12 protein-coding genes are annotated in these 16,005 nt (G+C 65.0%); 2 read left to right on the top strand and 10 right to left on the bottom strand.

Features of this window, described 5'->3' with window-relative positions; genetic code table 11:
* The first annotated feature begins 90 nt into the window (after window positions 1-90).
* Entirely contained in the window at window positions 91-972 is an 882-nt protein-coding gene (gene galU, locus ASG25_RS14805) for a UTP--glucose-1-phosphate uridylyltransferase GalU (RefSeq protein WP_062475234.1), read from the top strand.
* Between the two features lie 82 nt (window positions 973-1,054).
* On the opposite strand, the gene ASG25_RS14800 is transcribed toward galU, so the two are convergent.
* The 10 genes from ASG25_RS14800 to ASG25_RS14755 form a co-directional block, all read right to left on the bottom strand.
* Window positions 1,055-2,596, bottom strand: a complete 1,542-nt coding sequence (locus ASG25_RS14800; protein WP_062475229.1) for an outer membrane beta-barrel protein — start codon at window positions 2,594-2,596, stop codon at window positions 1,055-1,057.
* Window positions 2,597-2,715: 119 nt separating this feature from the next.
* Window positions 2,716-3,186 (bottom strand): NfeD family protein, encoded by a 471-nt coding sequence (locus ASG25_RS14795; protein ID WP_062475226.1) that lies wholly within the window; start codon window positions 3,184-3,186, stop codon window positions 2,716-2,718.
* Window positions 3,186-4,205 (bottom strand): SPFH domain-containing protein, encoded by a 1,020-nt coding sequence (locus ASG25_RS14790; RefSeq protein ID WP_062475224.1) that lies wholly within the window; start codon window positions 4,203-4,205, stop codon window positions 3,186-3,188. Before ASG25_RS14790 ends, ASG25_RS14795 begins: the two co-directional genes overlap by 1 nt.
* Window positions 4,206-4,292: 87 nt before the next feature.
* On the bottom strand, window positions 4,293-5,378 hold the full coding sequence (gene hemH / locus ASG25_RS14785) for a ferrochelatase (protein WP_062475817.1): 1,086 nt from the start codon (window positions 5,376-5,378) through the stop codon (window positions 4,293-4,295).
* 296 nt (window positions 5,379-5,674) lie between these two features.
* The gene (locus ASG25_RS14780; RefSeq protein WP_062475222.1) at window positions 5,675-7,789 is read right to left on the bottom strand and encodes a 5'-nucleotidase C-terminal domain-containing protein; all 2,115 of its coding nucleotides are present in this window, start codon (window positions 7,787-7,789) and stop codon (window positions 5,675-5,677) included.
* 136 nt (window positions 7,790-7,925) lie between these two features.
* Window positions 7,926-8,297: an outer membrane lipoprotein Omp10 gene (omp10, locus tag ASG25_RS14775; RefSeq protein ID WP_062475219.1), complete on the bottom strand. Its 372-nt coding sequence runs from the start codon at window positions 8,295-8,297 to the stop codon at window positions 7,926-7,928.
* A gap of 207 nt (window positions 8,298-8,504) precedes the next feature.
* Window positions 8,505-9,956 (bottom strand): homospermidine synthase, encoded by a 1,452-nt coding sequence (locus tag ASG25_RS14770; protein WP_062475216.1) that lies wholly within the window; start codon window positions 9,954-9,956, stop codon window positions 8,505-8,507.
* Between the two features lie 227 nt (window positions 9,957-10,183).
* On the bottom strand, window positions 10,184-10,837 hold the full coding sequence (locus tag ASG25_RS14765; protein ID WP_082480207.1) for an aminotransferase class IV family protein: 654 nt from the start codon (window positions 10,835-10,837) through the stop codon (window positions 10,184-10,186).
* Window positions 10,834-12,018 (bottom strand): aminodeoxychorismate synthase component I, encoded by a 1,185-nt coding sequence (locus ASG25_RS14760; protein ID WP_062475811.1) that lies wholly within the window; start codon window positions 12,016-12,018, stop codon window positions 10,834-10,836. Before ASG25_RS14760 ends, ASG25_RS14765 begins: the two co-directional genes overlap by 4 nt.
* A gap of 5 nt (window positions 12,019-12,023) precedes the next feature.
* Window positions 12,024-13,943, bottom strand: coding sequence for a M3 family oligoendopeptidase (locus tag ASG25_RS14755; protein WP_082480205.1), 1,920 nt, complete (start codon window positions 13,941-13,943; stop codon window positions 12,024-12,026).
* A 239-nt stretch (window positions 13,944-14,182) separates the two neighbouring features.
* Here ASG25_RS14755 and ASG25_RS14750 point away from each other — a divergent pair, with 239 nt between their 5' ends.
* Window positions 14,183-15,778: a sigma-54 dependent transcriptional regulator gene (locus tag ASG25_RS14750; protein ID WP_062475213.1), complete on the top strand. Its 1,596-nt coding sequence runs from the start codon at window positions 14,183-14,185 to the stop codon at window positions 15,776-15,778.
* The last annotated feature ends 227 nt before the right edge of the window (window positions 15,779-16,005 follow it).

The following is a 16,005-nucleotide window of genomic DNA, read 5'->3' as shown; positions in this document are numbered from 1 at the left end:
AGGCCGGTTTCCGGTAAGACGATATCACGCCGCGGCGGTTGGATCCTCCCATCCGTCCCTTTGTAGAATGACTGAGAACTGGAGATATTGATGAGTGAGAAGCGTAAGGTCCGAAAGGCCGTCTTTCCTGTTGCCGGCCTCGGCACACGTTTTCTGCCCGCCACCAAGGCTGTCCCGAAGGAAATGCTGACGGTCGTCGACAAGCCTGTCATCCAGTATGTCGTCGATGAGGCGATCGAAGCCGGCATCGAGCACCTGATCTTCGTGACGGGCCGCGGCAAGGGCGTGATCGAAGACTATTTCGACATCCAGACCGAACTCGAGCAGACCTTGCGCGAGCGCAACAAGAAGGCCGAACTGACGCTTCTGGCCGATATCCTGCCGGCTGCCGGCATGACGAGCTTCACCCGCCAGCAGGCGCCGCTCGGCCTTGGCCATGCCGTCTGGTGCGCGCGCGATATCGTCGGCGACGAGCCCTTCGCGGTTCTCCTGCCCGACATGATCATGCGCGGCGAAAAGGGCTGCCTCAAGGGCATGGTCGAACTCTACGAGCAGAGCGGCGGCAACGTGCTTGCCGTCGAGGAATGCGCGCCGGAAGTCGCCCACAAGTACGGCATCGTCGGGGTGGGCGAAACCATCGGCGAAGGCTTCGCTATCAATGCCATGGTCGAGAAGCCCGCGGCGGGAACCGCGCCGTCCAACTTCTTCATCAATGGCCGCTACATCCTGCAGCCGGAAATCTTCAAGATCCTGGAAACGCAGGAGCGTGGCGCCGGCAACGAGATCCAGCTCACGGACGGCATGCTGAAGCTGCTGAAGAGCCAGGGTTTTGCGGGCTATGTCTTCCGCGGCGAAACCTATGACTGCGGCGCCAAGGATGGCTTCATCCTCGCCAATGTCGCGTTTGCCCTGTCGCGCGACGATATCCGCGACTCGGTCGAAGGTCCGCTCAAGGCGCTTCTCGCCCGCTGATCCATGGCCCTCTTGAGTCGTTGACGTCTTAGGACGAAGCCGCGTTGCCCCCGGGCAGCGCGGCTTTTTTCGTTCGGGACGGTCAGCGTCGCAGCGTCAGGCCGACACCGATCCGGGCGACGGACGTCGCCTGGCCCCGGTCCGGCGTGGTCCGCTCGTAGCTGAGGTCGCCCGTCAGCGCGAGATAGCGGTTGATGTCGTAGGTCAGCCCGGCGCCCGCCAGCCACACCCTGGTGTCGGACGAGATGCTGCCGGAGGGGTAGTTGCGGAATGTCAGGCTGTTGGAGAGCCGCGCGACGAGGGCCGAGCGCAATTCGTGCGTGACCCGACTGGACAGCGTGTAGGCAAGGGCGCCGCTCTCGCCTGACGTGGTCGAAGGCTCCAGCGTCGTGGACAAGCCTGTCGACACGTCCGTCCCGCGCTGTGGCGACCAGTTGATGAGGCCATCGATCGTGGCGCCGTTCAGGTCTTTCAGCCGCGCGTCGTCGAAACGATAGGTGTTGTAGCCGAACGCCAGTTCGCCCTTCAGCTTTTCGCCAAGGTCGGCCTCCACGCCGGCGCGGCCGGAATAGGTCTTGTAGGAGCGGCTGTAGCCGAGGCTGTCCGAACGGAGCTCGTAGATGCCCCGGCCGATCGAGGCCTCGAGAAACGGGATCAGGGCCGGTGACAGCTCGTAGCCGATCCGGGTCGTCAACGTACCGACATCCCGGTTCCGGTCCTTTTGCGACAGGGTCGTGCCGGCGGAGAGATCGACGTCCGAATAGGTCAGGCGGTTGACATCGACCTTTGCCGAGCCGCGCAGGATGCCGAAGTCGTGCTCGATGCCGGCGCCGAGCGTGTACTGGTTGACGCCGGCCTGCGTCTCCGCACCGTTCACGGCATTGGGGTCCGTTGCATCCTCGCGGTCGAAGCTGTAGCCGGCGCGCAGGGTTGCGATCGTGTCGCGACTGATATCGAGCCGCAGGGCGGCGTCGATATCGGCGCGGGGCTTGGTCTCGCCGGTGCCGGAGAGGTTGCGTTGCCAGTAACCTTCGCCGGTGACGCTCAGCTGATGGCGGGACCAGTCGGACGTCAGGGTGCCCTTGAGGCCCGTTTCGGTATAGGTCCGCCGCTCGCGCGTCTCGCCGCTGCGGGTTGTTTCGGAGTTGATGCTCTGGCCGATCGACGGCTTCAGCGTGAAGGTGCCGAGCGGAATGCCGGGCACGTCGTCGTCGTCCGCGAGGGCCGACTTCAATCCGTCGACGCTGGTTTCGCGCAGGTTCGAGCGGATCAAGTCCTGGTCGCGCAGCAAGCCGCCGCCGACCACGGCGTCGTCACCGATCGCACCCGTGATCTCGGTGTCGCCCGTGGGGGAGACGGCGCTCGTCGTGCCGGTCGCGGGAACGGCTGCCGCGGCCGCGCCGGCCGCCTGCGCGCTGAGCGTGCCGGATGTCCGGGTGGCATCGGGGTCCTGCGGCCCGGCAAGCTCTGTATCGGCTGCCTCGTCCTCCACGGCCTGAGCCCAGGCGTGCGATGGCGGGCTAAGTGCCGTCAGGCAGACGGACGACAGAAGCAGGACGGCCATGGCGGCACGAGCGGGCCGAACGGCACACGCATCCATGTCCAGAAAATCAGAAGGCGCCATGTGCCGGGTCCGCAAGCTCGAAGCAATTGTTTCGCAATCGTAAACGCTTGTGGTTAACCAATCCTTAGCCGCGAGGCGTCCGGTGGCGCATCCGGTTCAGGCAGTGGCTTAGCGTGGGCTCAGGCGGTGGCGGCGGCCGCTTCGACGCGAAGCCATTGCCCATCGGCCGAAATCACGCGAACGCGGGCACCGACCGGAAGGTCGGGTCCGCTGACGGGCCATGTGGTGTCGCCGAGGCGCACGCGGCCACGCCCTTCGGCGATCGGCTCCTCGAGGATCGCGGTCCGCCCGATCAGGCTGCGGCCGCGCTGGTTCAGCAAGGGGGCGTCGGATGTCGCGTCGAAACGGGCGAGCAGACGGCGCCCGACCAGCACGGAGACGACGGAGAGAACGGCAAAGAGCGGCAGCTGCACATGCCAGCCGAACATGTCCGCGTTCCAGAACATCAGCGCCAGGGCGCCGGTCAGGATCGCCGCCATGCCGATCCAGACGAGAAAGACGCCGGGAACAAGGATTTCGGCGGCCAGAAGAGCCAGTCCAAGAACCCACCAGGCCCAGGGGCCGAGTTCCTCGATGACGCGCGCGACCATCAGGCGCCGGTCCGCGGCGTCGCAAAGGGGGAAGGGGCGGCCGGGGCAGTCGCTGGCACGGCGCGCGCCGGGCCACGAGGACGCTCCGGCGGGGTCGGCGCACCGCCGAAGACGTCTCGGGCGATGGCGCCGATGCCGCCGAGCGATCCGATGAGCGCCGAGGCTTCCATCGGCATGAGCACGATCTTGGAATTTGGCGCGGTGCCGATCGCGGCGACAGCTTCGGTGTATTTCTGGGCAACGAAGTAGTTGATCGCCTGCACGTCGCCCGCGGCGATCGCTTCGGAGACCATGCGGGTCGCCTTCGCCTCGGCTTCGGCCAGCCGCTCGCGTGCCTCGGCATCACGGAAGGCAGCCTCGCGCTGTCCCTCTGCCTGCAGGATCGCCGATTGCTTGGCGCCTTCGGCCCGCAGGATCTGCGCGTTGCGCGATCCCTCGGCTTCCAGCACCTGCGCGCGCTTCTCGCGCTCGGCCTTCATCTGGCGCGCCATGGCATCCACGAGGTCCTTGGGCGGCTGGATATCCTTGATCTCGACGCGGGTCACCTTGATGCCCCAGGGACCGACGGCCTCGTCGACGACCCGCAGCAGGCGGTCATTGATGGTGTCGCGGTTCGACAGCAGTTCGTCGAGATCCATGGAGCCCATAACGGAGCGAATATTCGTCATCGTCAGGTTCAGGATGGCGCTCTGGAGATTGGCGACCTGATAGGCAGCCTCTGCCGCGTTCAACACCTGATAGAAGGCGACGGCATCGGCCGAGACGCTGGCATTGTCCTTGGTGATGACCTCCTGGGTCGGCACATCGAGCACCTGCTCCATCACGTTCATGCGGGCGCCGACGCGATCGATGAAGGGAATGATGAGGTTGAGGCCGGGCTCCAGGGTCCGCGTGTAGCGACCGAAACGCTCGATCGTGTGACGATATCCCTGCGGAACGGTCTTGATCCCGGCGATGAGCACGAGGATGACGAGGACCGCGAAGGCCACTACCACGATATCCAGTCCGCCCAAGGTCATCTCCTTCGTGTCAGGCCAGGCTCCGGCTTAGCATGCCCGGGCAGATTGCGGAACCGTGCCGTCGACGCGATGTGGCGTTGACGGACATCAGATGCTGGGCGCGCCCAGCACGCGCTCGAGGGACACGGGCTGCGGTGCCGTCGCGTCCACCCAGCCGCCGAGCTCCCGGCGCACCACGTGCTCCAGCACGCGCATGCCGTCATCGCTGTCGTTGAGGCAGGGAATATGCGTGAACTTCTCGCCGCCGGCATGGTGGAAGGTTTCTTCGGCTTCCACGGCAATTTCCTCGAGCGTTTCCAGGCAGTCGGAGACAAAGCCGGGATTCATCACGGCGATCCGCTTGATGCCCTTCTGGCCGAGGGCCTCCACGGTCTTGTCCGTATAGGGCTGCAGCCACTCTTCCGGGCCGAAGCGGGACTGGAAGGTGACCTGCAGTTTCTCCTTCGACCAGCCGAGTTTCTCGCGCAGGAGGCGCGCGGTCTTGTAGCACTGGCAGTGGTAGGGGTCGCCCTTCCGGAAATAGGACTGGGGAATGCCATGGAAGGAGGTCAGCAGCACCTCCGGCTCCCAGTCGAGCGTCGCCAGATGCGCGTGGATCGAGTTGGCGAGGCTTTCGATGTAGACCGGATCGTCGTGATAGGGCGGCACGGTGCGCAGCGCCGGCTGCCAGCGGGATTTCAGCAGCAGCCGGAAAGCCTCGTCGTTGACGGTGGCCGTGGTTGCGGCGGCATATTGCGGATAGAGCGGAAACAGCAGGATCTTTTCACAGCCCGCCTGCTTCAAGGCCTCCATGCGATCGGGGATCGACGGCTGGCCGTAGCGCATGGCCCAGTCGACCACGACATTGTCGTGGCCGGCAAGGCTTGCCGCCATTTTCTCGGCCTGGTTGCGGGTGTAGGTGCGCAGGTAGCTCTCATCGAGATCCTTGTTCCAGATCGTCTCGTAGGCCTTGCCCACCTTTGCCGGGCGCGTGTTGAGCACGATGCCGTAAAGGATCGGGTACCAGAACACGCGCGACCATTCGATGACGCGCTTGTCACTGAGGAACTGCTTGAGATAGCGCCGCATGGATACCTTGTCCGTGCCGTCGGGCGTGCCGAGATTGACCAGGAGAACGCCGACTTTTCCAAAAGCCACCTTGGGGTGATCGGCGGGGAGAGGCGTGACGGTCATGTTCATGGCGGTTTCCTGAGGCAAGGACGACGGGTGCGATCCTATACGGATATGGCCCTCATCGGTTCATCTGTCTCTATGTAAAACAAAATCGGGGCCGGGGAAGCCCGGCCGGGTGGAAGCGGATGAGGCCGATTGTCTCATTGGCCCTTTTCTGCAAGGTCGGACCGGACAACACATCACGGTGAGGTTCGCGCAGGCGGACATTCTCCGCCAAGGGCCCTCCGAAGGCTCTTGACGGGATCCGCTCGCGTACGACCGGATCCCGTTTCGTCTCGATGTCGCTGGGCGCGCGCTCAGCGAGGCGGCAAGGTCAGTTCCGTGCCGACATGCAGTCTCTCGGGAACCGGGTTGCCGTTGGCCGCCGCAATCGCCTTCCATCGCTCGCCATCGCCATAGGCCGACTTGGCGATATCCCACAGCGTGTCGCCCTTGACGACGACATGGCGCGTTTCGGCGGTGGTCGAGGGTGCGGGCTCAGGTGTTGAAGGCTCGGATGTTGAGGGCTGGGGCGCCGCAGCCTCGGGTGCCGCAGGTTGGGGCGCTGAAGGTTGGGGTGCTGAAGGTTGGGGTGCTGCCGGCGCTGCGGGTTCGGCGGGTACGGGTGCCGGCGGTGTGGCAGGGGGGGCCGCAGGCACGGTCGCCGGCGAGGTCGCCGGAGACGGGTTTGCCGAAGACGGGTTTGCCGGAGACGGGGTCGCCGCTGCCGGGGCCGTCGCTGCGGGGGGCGTCGTCGCCGGGGTGCTCGCAGCCGGCGGAGCCGCGGGAGCCTGCTTTGCGGGCGGGACGTAATCAGCGGGCGTCAGGTCGGTGATGCGGCCGTCGGTGTAGGGCGTGTAGGGATTGTGCGCACCGAGATAGGCCGCGACAGCCTCTTCGAGATTGGGGCCGAAGTCATAGGCATTCTTTGCATTGGTCGCGAAGATCTTGAAGCCGTCGCCGCCGCCGCGCACGTAATTGTTCGTGACGACGCCGTAGGTCTTGGCGGAATCGATCGGAACGAAGGCGTTGCCCTCCTTCACTTCGACGGCGCTGATGCGGCTGCCGACAGGCTTCGACCGGTCGAAGGCGTATTTCATGCCCGCAACCTGCAGGAAGCGGCCACCGCCGTCGTCCACCTGGCTCACCGCATTCTCGAGCGCCGTCAGAAGGTCCGCGCCGGTCAGCTGGAAGGTGGCGATCGTGTTCTGGAACGGAAGCACGGTCAGCACTTCGCCCATGGTCACCGGGCCTGCATCGATCGGTGCGCGCAGCCCGCCACCGTTCTGCAGCGCGATCGTGATGCCCTGATCCTTGACGCGGTCAAGCTGCGCATCGGCGAGCAGGTTGCCCATGCTGCATTCGCGCGCGCGGCAGATCTTCCGGTCGCCCTCGATGGGTCCGGCGGTCTCGCCGACAACCTTCTGCTTCAGCGTTTCGATCGGCGCCTTCAGGTCGTTGATGCGGGCCGTCAAGGCGGGATCGGGCTGGAACGTGCTGTCGATCAGGATCGGCTCGCCGGTGGCTTCCTTCACCACGCCGGCATCGTCGAAGACGATCCTGAGATCGCCGAGATAGCGCGAATACTGGAAGGCCTGGACCACCGGCACCTTGTGGCCGTCAGGGTTGTCGACCCAGGTCGGATAGGGGCCTTCTGCGCCTTCGACCGTGTTCGACAGCAAGGTGTGGGAGTGCCCGCCGACCACCACGTCGACATCGGGGATCTTGGCGATGGCCGAGAGGTCGCGCGGGTAGCCGACATGGGTCAGCGCGATGATCTTGTTGACGCCCTGCGCCTTCAGCGCTGCGACGGCTTCGGTAATCTTTGCGACATCGTCGGCAATCGTGATGTTCGGCCCGGGATTGGCGATCTCGGGCGTGTCGTTGGTGACGACGCCGACGATGCCGATCTTCTGCCCACCCTTGTCGATGACGATCGACGGCTTGATGCGGTCGCCGATCTTGGTCGCCGCACTCGGCACGACATTGGCCGTCACGACGGGAAACTGCACCTTGTCGAGAAAGGTCGCGAGCACGTCGTCGCTGTCGTCGAATTCATGATTGCCGACGGTCATCGCGTCGAACTTCATGGCGTTCAGCACCTCGGCTTCCGTCGCCCCCTTGTAGGTCGTGTAGAAGAGGGAGCCCTGGAAATTGTCACCGGCATTCAGCACGAGCGTGTTCTTGCCGGCAGCGTCGAGCGCGCCGCGCGTCGTATTGATGGCGGTGAGCAGGCGGGCGGCGCCGCCGAAACAGGCGCTCTTGGCTTCCTCCTCTGCAGAGCAGGTCGCATCGGACTTGTTGATCGCCTCGATGCGGGAATGGAAGTCGTTGATGTGAAGGATGTTCAGTTCGTAATCGGCAAAAGCGGCGCCTGTGGACAGGGCCAGCAGGGACGCAGCCATCAGGCCGGTCTGCAGGGTGCGGATCATCACGATCTCCTCTTTGTCGAACGCAGGCCCGCTGCCGGGGATCCGGCACCGGACAGCGGGATCGTTTCATCCCGCCGACGCGACATCAAGGAGAAAGAGCAAGGCCCGGCGAATTTTGCCGCCGGACGTGGTCACATCAGGCGCGACGCGACAGCGAGAACTGGGCGCCCGTATCCGTCGTGCAGTTGAGCTGCGAGGTCGTGACCATCGCGCAATTGACCTTCTGCTGCGTCTTGCGAACCATCGACGTCATGTTGATCTCGACCAGCTTCGGCGTGATGCTGACATAGCTGCCCGAGGCGAGTAGCTGGTTGGTGTCGGTCGTGCGGGTGGAGAAGGTTCCGCTTGCAAACGTCGACACGATGCCGTTCGGATCGGCCCAGGTTCCCTCGACGCCCACCGGCATGGCCTGACTTCTCGGCATCTGGCTGACCTCGCGCGGGGCCGACTGGCACGAGGCGAGAGATGCAGCGACGGCGAGGGCGGTCATGATGGCTTTGGCGTTCATGGCAAGGTCTCCGTGATGCTCGGAACGATCGGAAGTGGAAAAACCATGACGTGATCGAACCCTGTTTGCAAGCGGCGCAAGGCCCTATCGGCAGCCTTCCGTTACACAAGCGCGCAGGCGCGGCTTTCGGGAGACAGTCGGACGGACAGGCGCACGAAAAAGCCCGGAACGAGACCGCTCCGGGCTTGGATTGTCTTTGATTGCGACTTACCGAACCAGGATGTTCTTGAACTGCCAGGGATCGCTCTCGTCGATCTCTTCCGGGAAGAGGCCCGGGCGGCCGTCGAGCGGAGTCCAGTCGGTGTAATGACCTTCGACCGGGCCGAGATACGGCGTCTGCACTTCGAGGCAGCGCTTGTAGTCGATCTCGTCGGCTTCCACGATGCCGGCCTTCGGGTTTTCGAGGGCCCAGACCATGCCGGCGAGAACGGCCGAGGTCACCTGCAGGCCGGTCGCATTCTGGTAGGGCGCGATGCGGCGGGTTTCCTCGAGCGACAGGCGCGAACCGTACCAGTAGGCATTCTTGTCGTGGCCATAGAGCAGGACGCCGAGTTCGTCGACGCCGTCCACCAGTTCGTTCTCGTCGAGAACGTGGAGGACCGGCTGGGGCGTGCCGCCATTGCCGAACATCTCGTGCAGCGACAGCACGGCGTCGTTGGCTGGGTGATAGGCGTAGTGGCAGGTGGGACGGAAGGTGACCTCGTCGTCCTTGTCGCGCACCGTGAAGTAATCGGCAATCGAGATCGACTCGTTATGCGTCACGAGGAAGCCGTACTGGGCGCCCGGGGTCGGGCACCAGGTGCGCACGCGGGTGTTGGCGCCGGGCTGTTCGAGGTAGATGGCGGCCTGGCAGCCCTTCTTGTGCTTCTTGGCATTCTTCGGCATCCAGTTTTCATGGGTGCCCCAGCCAAGCTCGGCCGGCTGCAGGCCTTCCGAGATGAAGCCTTCGACGGACCAGGTGTTCCAGAAGACGTTGAGCGGCTTCGGGTTCTTGGCGCGCTGCGTGTCGCGCTCGGCAATGTGGACGCCCTTGACGCCGACCTTCTTCATCAGCTTCGCCCAGCCCTCGCGGTCGTGCTGGTCGGGCTCGTCGAACTTGATGTCGAGGTCATGGGCGAGGTTCACCAGGGCCTGCTTGACGAACCAGGAGACCATGCCCGGGTTGGCGCCGCAGGTGGAAACGGCCGTCGTGCCGCCCGGGTTCTTCTTCTTCTCGTGGCGCATGGTCTCGCGCAGCGCGTAGTTGGTGCGCTCGGAGTTCTTCATGTTCTTGTCGAAATAGAAGCCGAGCCAAGGCTCGACGACCGTGTCGATATAGAGAACGTCGAGCTTGCGGCAGAGCTTGACGAGGTCGACCGAGCCGGTGTCGACCGACAGGTTGACGCAGAAGCCCTGGCCGGATCCCGCCGTCAGAAGCGGCTTCAGCAGCTCCTTGTAGTTGTCCTTGGTGACGGCGGCCTTGATGTGCTTGACGCCATGCTTCTTCAGGATCTCCATGTCGGCCGCGTCTTCACGCGGGTCGATCACGACCATCCGGCTCTTGTCATAGGTGAAATGCCGTTCGATCAGCGGCAAGGTGCCGCGGCCGATGGAGCCGAAACCGATCATGACGATCGGGCCGGTGATTTCGCCGTAAACCGGATGAGAGGCTTCCGCCATGGGGTCTTCTCCTGAACGTTTTCTTTTCGAGGCAAGCCGATCCGGGTTCGGTCGGCTCCAGACAATCTGCGCGCCCTAGATCATAATTCGATGTCACAATAAAGGGCAGCGTCTTTCCAACACCCCTTAAATGAAGGCTTTGCCGGTGCCAAGAGGCTGTCGCGCGGGCCGAGAGACAGCCGACCATGCCAGCCGACCATGCCAGCCGACCGTGCCAGCCGGACCAATCAGGATTCGACCAGCCGGGCGGGAATGAGACCGCGCAGCGAGTTGCCCATGAACAGGGTGCCCTTGCGGAGGTCGTCGAGCGTCAGGCGCTGGGTGCGCGCGCGGCGCGCGCAGATCAGCTCCGTTCGCAACACGCCTGCAAGCAGACCGCAGGCGATCGGCGGCGTCTTGAGAAGGCCCGAGCCGTCATCGAGAAACAGCGAAGTGATGGTTCCCTCGCAGGGCTCGCCGCGTTCGTTGAGCAGCAGGATCTCGTCGGCGTCTCCGGCCGGCCATTCCGCGCGCGCGGCATCGTAGACGGCACGGCGGCTGGTCTTGTAACGCAGCAGCGGGTCGGACGAGGCCAACCGGGTTTCGGCCACGCGCAGGCGCCAGACGGTTCCGGCCGGCTGCGGCGTGAAGGGGACGACCGCGATGTCCAGCCGGCCGTCGCGAAACAGTTCCAGCCGGCCGCGGGCGGGGGCGATCGCCGGCGCAGCGGCGTCTTCCAGACGCGGCAGGAGATCCGGCGGCAGGGGAAAGCCGAGGCGTCGGGCAGACCGGGACAGACGGGCGACATGCAGCCGCAGACGCGGAATGCGCGTCTCGAGCGGCTGGTTGCCACTCGAGGACGGCTCGATGCGCCATGTCTCGATCAGCGAAAGCTCGGTCACGACGCAAGGCCGAGCGCAGGGGCTTCGTCGCCGAGCGCGAAGCGCGCCTTCAGCAGGCACTCGGCATATTCCGCCTCGGCGGTGGAATCATAGACGATGCCGCCCCCGACATTGAAGACGGCCTCGCCTGTCTCGAAGAGCGACAAGGTGCGGATGGCGACGCTGAACCGCATGTCGCCGTTCGGCGCGATAAAGCCGATGGCGCCGCAATAGGCGTCGCGCGGCCCGGTTTCCAGCCCGTGCAGGATCTCCATCGCCCGGATCTTGGGGGCGCCTGTCACCGAGCCGCAGGGAAAGAGGGCCCTGAAAATATCGGCGATGGCGACGCCGGGCACGAGTTTCGCGCGGATATGGCTGACCATCTGGTGCACGGTCGGGTAGGTCTCGATGTCGAAGAGACGGGACACGTCGAGCGTTCCGACCTCGGTGATCCGCGAAATGTCGTTGCGCAGGAGATCGACGATCATGCGGTTTTCGGCCTGGGTCTTGTCGTCGGCCAGCATCGCCGCGACGATCGCCGCGTCCTCGAGCGCCGACGCGCCGCGCGGGGCGGTTCCCTTCATCGGATGCGTCTCGATCGCGCCGTTAAGAACCTCAAAGAACAATTCCGGCGAGCGCGACAGAAGTGTCGGGCCGTCAAGGCTGACGAGCGCGCCGTAGCGCACCGGCTGGCGCTCGATCAGCGACCAGAAGGCGTCGAGCGGATCTCCGTTCCAGCGGGCGGAAATCGGCATCGTCAGGTTCGCCTGGTAGCAGTCGCCTTGGCGCAGGTGCCGGTGCAGCCTGTCGAAACGGTCGCGGTAGGTGGCAAAATCCCAGGCGGCGCGGGGCGCGGCCAGAAACGGCGTGTTGTCGCGCCGCCGCCGTGGCGCGGCCAGGGGATGGGCGGCGTCGGCCGGTCCGGAGAAGACGCCGAAAGAGAGGAACGGGGTTTCCCCACCCTCCTGCGCGAGCGCCGCCAGCCGTTCCTCGAACAGATAGCCGGTCTCGTAGGCCATGAACCCCGCCAGCCAGCGGCCTTGCGCCTTTGCAGCCTCCATGCGGGCCAGCGCCGGAAGGACCTCGGCAGCGGTGCGGGCGGTGATGACCTCCAGCGGCTCGGCAAAGAGCGTCACCGTGTGCGTCGTGTCGTCCCGGAAGAGAACAAAGGGTTCGCCCAGCACGGACGGTTGCGGCGTCATGGCGATCACGCGGCGTCCAGCGCTTCCAGCTCGTCGATCAGGCCTTCGATCATCGAGAGGCCTTTTTCCCAGAAAGCGGGATCCGTGGCATCGAGGCCGAAAGGCGCGAGGAGTTCGCTGTGATGCTTGCTGCCGCCGGCCTTGAGCATCTCGGAATATTTTTGCTGGAATCCGCCTTCGGCTTTTTCGTAGACGGCGTAGAGCGAGTTCACCAGGCAATCGCCGAAGGCATAGGCGTAGACGTAGAAGGGCGAATGGATGAAGTGGGGGATATAGGCCCAGTAGGTCTCGTAGCCCTCCGAGATCGCGATCGCCGGTCCAAGGCTGTCGGCCTGCACGGACAGCCAGAGCTGACCGATGGCCTCCGGCGTCAGTTCGCCGTCCTTGCGCGCCGTGTGCAGCTTGCGCTCGAATTCGTAGAAGGCGATCTGGCGCACGACCGTGTTGATCATGTCCTCGACCTTCTGGGCCAGCATCGCCTTGCGTTCGCGCCGGTCCGTCGTGCGCTCCAGGAGCGCGCGGAAGGTCAGCATCTCGCCGAAAACGGAGGCGGTTTCCGCGAGCGTCAGCGGCGTCGAGGCCATCAGGGCGCCCTGTCCGCCGGCCAGGACCTGGTGCACGCCGTGGCCGAGTTCGTGGGCCAGCGTCATCACGTCGCGCGGCTTGCCCATGTAGTTGACGAGCACATAGGGGTGCGCCGACGGCACGGTCGGATGCGCGAAGGCACCCGGCGCCTTGCCCGGCCGCACCGGCGCATCGATCCAGCCGCCGTCGAAGAAGCGCTGCGCGATGGCCGCCATCTCCGGGTCGAAGGCTGCATAGGCCGACAGCACCGTCTCGCGCGCCTCGCTCCAGGGAATGACGTGGTTCGGCGCTTCCGGCAGCGGCGCGTTGCGGTCCCAGAAGTTCATCCGCTCCATGCCGAGCCACTTCGCCTTCATCGCATAGTAGCGGTGGGACAGGCGCGGATAGGCCGCGCGCACAGCTTCGGCCAGGGCATCGACGACCGCGCGCTCCACCCGGTTGGCCAAATGCCGGCTGTCCGCGATATCGGCAAAACCGCGCCAGCGGTCGGAGATGTCCTTGTCCTTGGCCAGCGTGTTGGTGATGAGCGCAAAGGTCCGGATATGCGCCTTGAACGTGGTGGCCAGCGCCTGCGCGGCCTTGCGGCGCGTTTCCGGGTCGCTTTCCTGGAGGAGACTGAGCGTGCGCTCGAGCGGCAGTTCCGCGCCCTCCACGGTGAAGGTCAGTGCGGCCATGGTCTCGTCGAACAGGCGGTTGAACGCACCGGCTCCGGTCATGGACTTTTCGAGAAACAGCTGCTCCAGGCGGTCGTCCAGCTGGTAGGGCTTGTCCATCCGGAGGTCGGCAATCCAGGGGCGGTAATGCGCGGCGCGGGCATCGGCCGAAAGCGCGGCTTCGAGCACGGCGTCATCGATCCGGTTCATCTCCAGCGCGAAAAACAGAAGGCTGCTCGCATAGTCGGTCAGCTTGGCCTGGACATCGCCAAAGAATTTTCCGACCTCGGGATCGGACGTGTCCGTGTAGTAGGTCAGCCCGGCATAGGATCCGATCCGTCCCATGCGCTCCTCCAGCGCCTCGAATTCCTCCACGGCCTTTCCCAGGCCCTCGTCGCCGGTTCGGGTGGCAGCCTCCGCCAGGCGCCCCTTCCACTTCGCCTCGAATGCCAGGCATTCCGCGCCCGCCTGCTGCAGATCGTTCCAGAAGAGCTGAGACCCGGGTGCGGGATAGAGATCCTCGAGCCTCCAGGTCGGCAAATCGCCAAGAGCCGCGTCCGTCGCTGCAGAGACGGCCGAGACGGCCGAGACGGCCGCACTGGCGGCGGGCGCGGCGTCGGGCGGGCTCATGACGGGCTGGCTCATGACGGGCTGGGGGGCGATCGATGTCCGGGGGCAGAAGGTCATTGCGGTCACTCATTGGCTTCGGCGCACCGGGGCGGCCGGACATTTCGAGAGGTCGGCCAGAGGCCGGGAGAACGCGCTGCAGGGCACTGGCAAGGCCCGTCGCGGGGGCGAACCGTAACGTCGTCGATGGTTAAAATGCAAGTGTTTCGCCAAACACCGTGTTCAATCCTTTGTGCCAGGAATGGACGCTCAAGGTGGCGTGCATGATGGCGCGCCGACGACGTCAAGCGGGAGGTTCCATGGCAGCGCAGATACTCGTGATCGAGGACGATCCGGTCCAGCGTCGGATCCTGACAGGGATGATCGAGCGCCTCGGCCATATCGCCCATGTGGCGGAAAACGGGCGCGCGGGGCTCGAGCTCTTGCTGCGCCGCGGGGCGCGCATCGATGTCATCCTTCTCGATCTGATGATGCCGGAAATGGATGGCCATGCGGTTCTGGCGGCCCTGGCGGAGCGCCATATCTCGACGCCTGCGATCGTGCAGACCGGGCAGGGCGGCATCGAGACGGTGGTTCTCGCCATGCAGGCCGGTGCCTTCGATTTCGTCGTCAAGCCGGTGTCGCCGGAACGCCTGGCCGTCGCGCTCGGCAATGCGCTGAAGCAGTCCGGCCGTCCGACCCGCGCAGCCGGTCGACGCAGCCGCGGGGACGTCGTGCGGTTCGAGGATGTCGTGTCCGCCAGCGAGGCGATGATCCGCGTGCTCGAGCTCGCCAAGCGCGCCGCCCAGTCGAGCATTCCCGTGGTCCTCGAAGGCGAATCGGGTGTGGGCAAGGAAATGGTCGCCCGCGCCATCCAGTCCGGCAGCGACCGGGCCGGCAAGCCCTTCGTGACCGTCAATTGCGGGGCGATCCCGGCCAATCTGGTAGAAAGCATCCTCTTCGGCCATGAGAAGGGCGCCTTTACCGGCGCGACCGAAAAGCATGCCGGCAAGTTCGTCGAAGCGGATGGCGGCACGCTGTTCCTCGACGAGATCGGCGACCTGCCGCTCGCGGTTCAGGTCAAGCTGCTGCGGGCCGTTCAGCAGGGCGAAATCGAGACGGTGGGCGCGCGCATGCCGCAGAAGGTCGATGTGCGGCTGATCTCGGCGACCAACAAGGATCTCATCACCGAAGTGCGCGAGGGCCGGTTCCGGGAAGATCTCTATTACCGCCTCAACGTGTTTCCCATCGCCATTCCCGCGCTGCGCCGCCGCAAGGAGGATATTCCGCTGCTGGTGCGCAATTTCGTGGAAATCTTTTCCAGCGAACAGCGGCTACCAAAGACCCTCACCGTCAGCCATGGGGCCATGGCTCTGCTGACGGCCTATGACTGGCCGGGCAATATCAGGGAGCTGGAAAGCGCCATCTATCGCGCCGTCGTCATGGCGGAACGCCCCGAACTCGACATTGCCGATTTTCCACAGCTTGCGGTCACCCTTCCCGAGGGTCATGCGCGGGGTGTCGTCCCGCATCTCTCGCCCGAACCGTTCCGTTCCGGGGCATCGATCGCCGCGGTTGCCCATCACGGCATCGCGCCGCAGGGCGCGCTGGCTGAGGGTCGGCCGGCACAAGGCGGGTCAGTGCAGGGCGGGTCGTTCATCGCCCCATCCGAACGGCGGGCATTGCGATCCGCCGAGACGGTCATTGTCGAGCAGGCCATTCCGAGCGTCGATGCCGGGGGCAACGTCCGCAAGCTGGCAGAGGTCGAGGAAGAGCTGATCCGCTTTGCGCTGAAGTTCTATCGCGGGCAGATGAGCCAGGTGGCGCGCAAGCTGGGCATCGGGCGCTCGACACTCTACCGCAAGCTCAAGGATTACGGCATCGACCCCGACGATCCGTTCTCCGAAGCCGCGTGAAATCCGCCCTGAAGCCGCCCCGAAGCTGTGCGAAAAAGCCGCCTGCCGAGACGTTCTTGCCCCAAGCCTTCGTCAAATTCATTCGGTGTCGTTTAGACCTTGTTAGTGATCCGTTCACTATATTATAAGGATAAGTGACGACTGTGGCATAAATGCCATGCTGTCACCGTATTTGACAGTCAACTGGATGGCTGCAGGGAGCGGCGCGTTCGTCGACGGGGAAGAAG

The organism is Rhizobium sp. Leaf384, from assembly GCF_001424065.1.
GTDB lineage: Bacteria > Pseudomonadota > Alphaproteobacteria > Rhizobiales > Rhizobiaceae > Ferranicluibacter.
Note: the sequence above shows the minus strand (reverse complement) of the source record. Positions and strands in the feature narration are given on the sequence as shown.

Coding starts and splice junctions, on each gene's coding strand:
- galU (WP_062475234.1), top strand. CDS start 91: ATGAGTGAGAAGCGTAAGGTCCGAAAGGCCGTCTTTCCTGTTGCCGGC.
- ASG25_RS14800 (WP_062475229.1), bottom strand. CDS start 2,596: ATGGCGCCTTCTGATTTTCTGGACATGGATGCGTGTGCCGTTCGGCCC.
- ASG25_RS14795 (WP_062475226.1), bottom strand. CDS start 3,186: ATGGTCGCGCGCGTCATCGAGGAACTCGGCCCCTGGGCCTGGTGGGTT.
- ASG25_RS14790 (WP_062475224.1), bottom strand. CDS start 4,205: ATGACCTTGGGCGGACTGGATATCGTGGTAGTGGCCTTCGCGGTCCTC.
- hemH (WP_062475817.1), bottom strand. CDS start 5,378: ATGACCGTCACGCCTCTCCCCGCCGATCACCCCAAGGTGGCTTTTGGA.
- ASG25_RS14780 (WP_062475222.1), bottom strand. CDS start 7,789: ATGATCCGCACCCTGCAGACCGGCCTGATGGCTGCGTCCCTGCTGGCC.
- omp10 (WP_062475219.1), bottom strand. CDS start 8,297: ATGAACGCCAAAGCCATCATGACCGCCCTCGCCGTCGCTGCATCTCTC.
- ASG25_RS14770 (WP_062475216.1), bottom strand. CDS start 9,956: ATGGCGGAAGCCTCTCATCCGGTTTACGGCGAAATCACCGGCCCGATC.
- ASG25_RS14760 (WP_062475811.1), bottom strand. CDS start 12,018: ATGACGCCGCAACCGTCCGTGCTGGGCGAACCCTTTGTTCTCTTCCGG.
- ASG25_RS14755 (WP_082480205.1), bottom strand. CDS start 13,943: ATGACCTTCTGCCCCCGGACATCGATCGCCCCCCAGCCCGTCATGAGC.
- ASG25_RS14750 (WP_062475213.1), top strand. CDS start 14,183: ATGGCAGCGCAGATACTCGTGATCGAGGACGATCCGGTCCAGCGTCGG.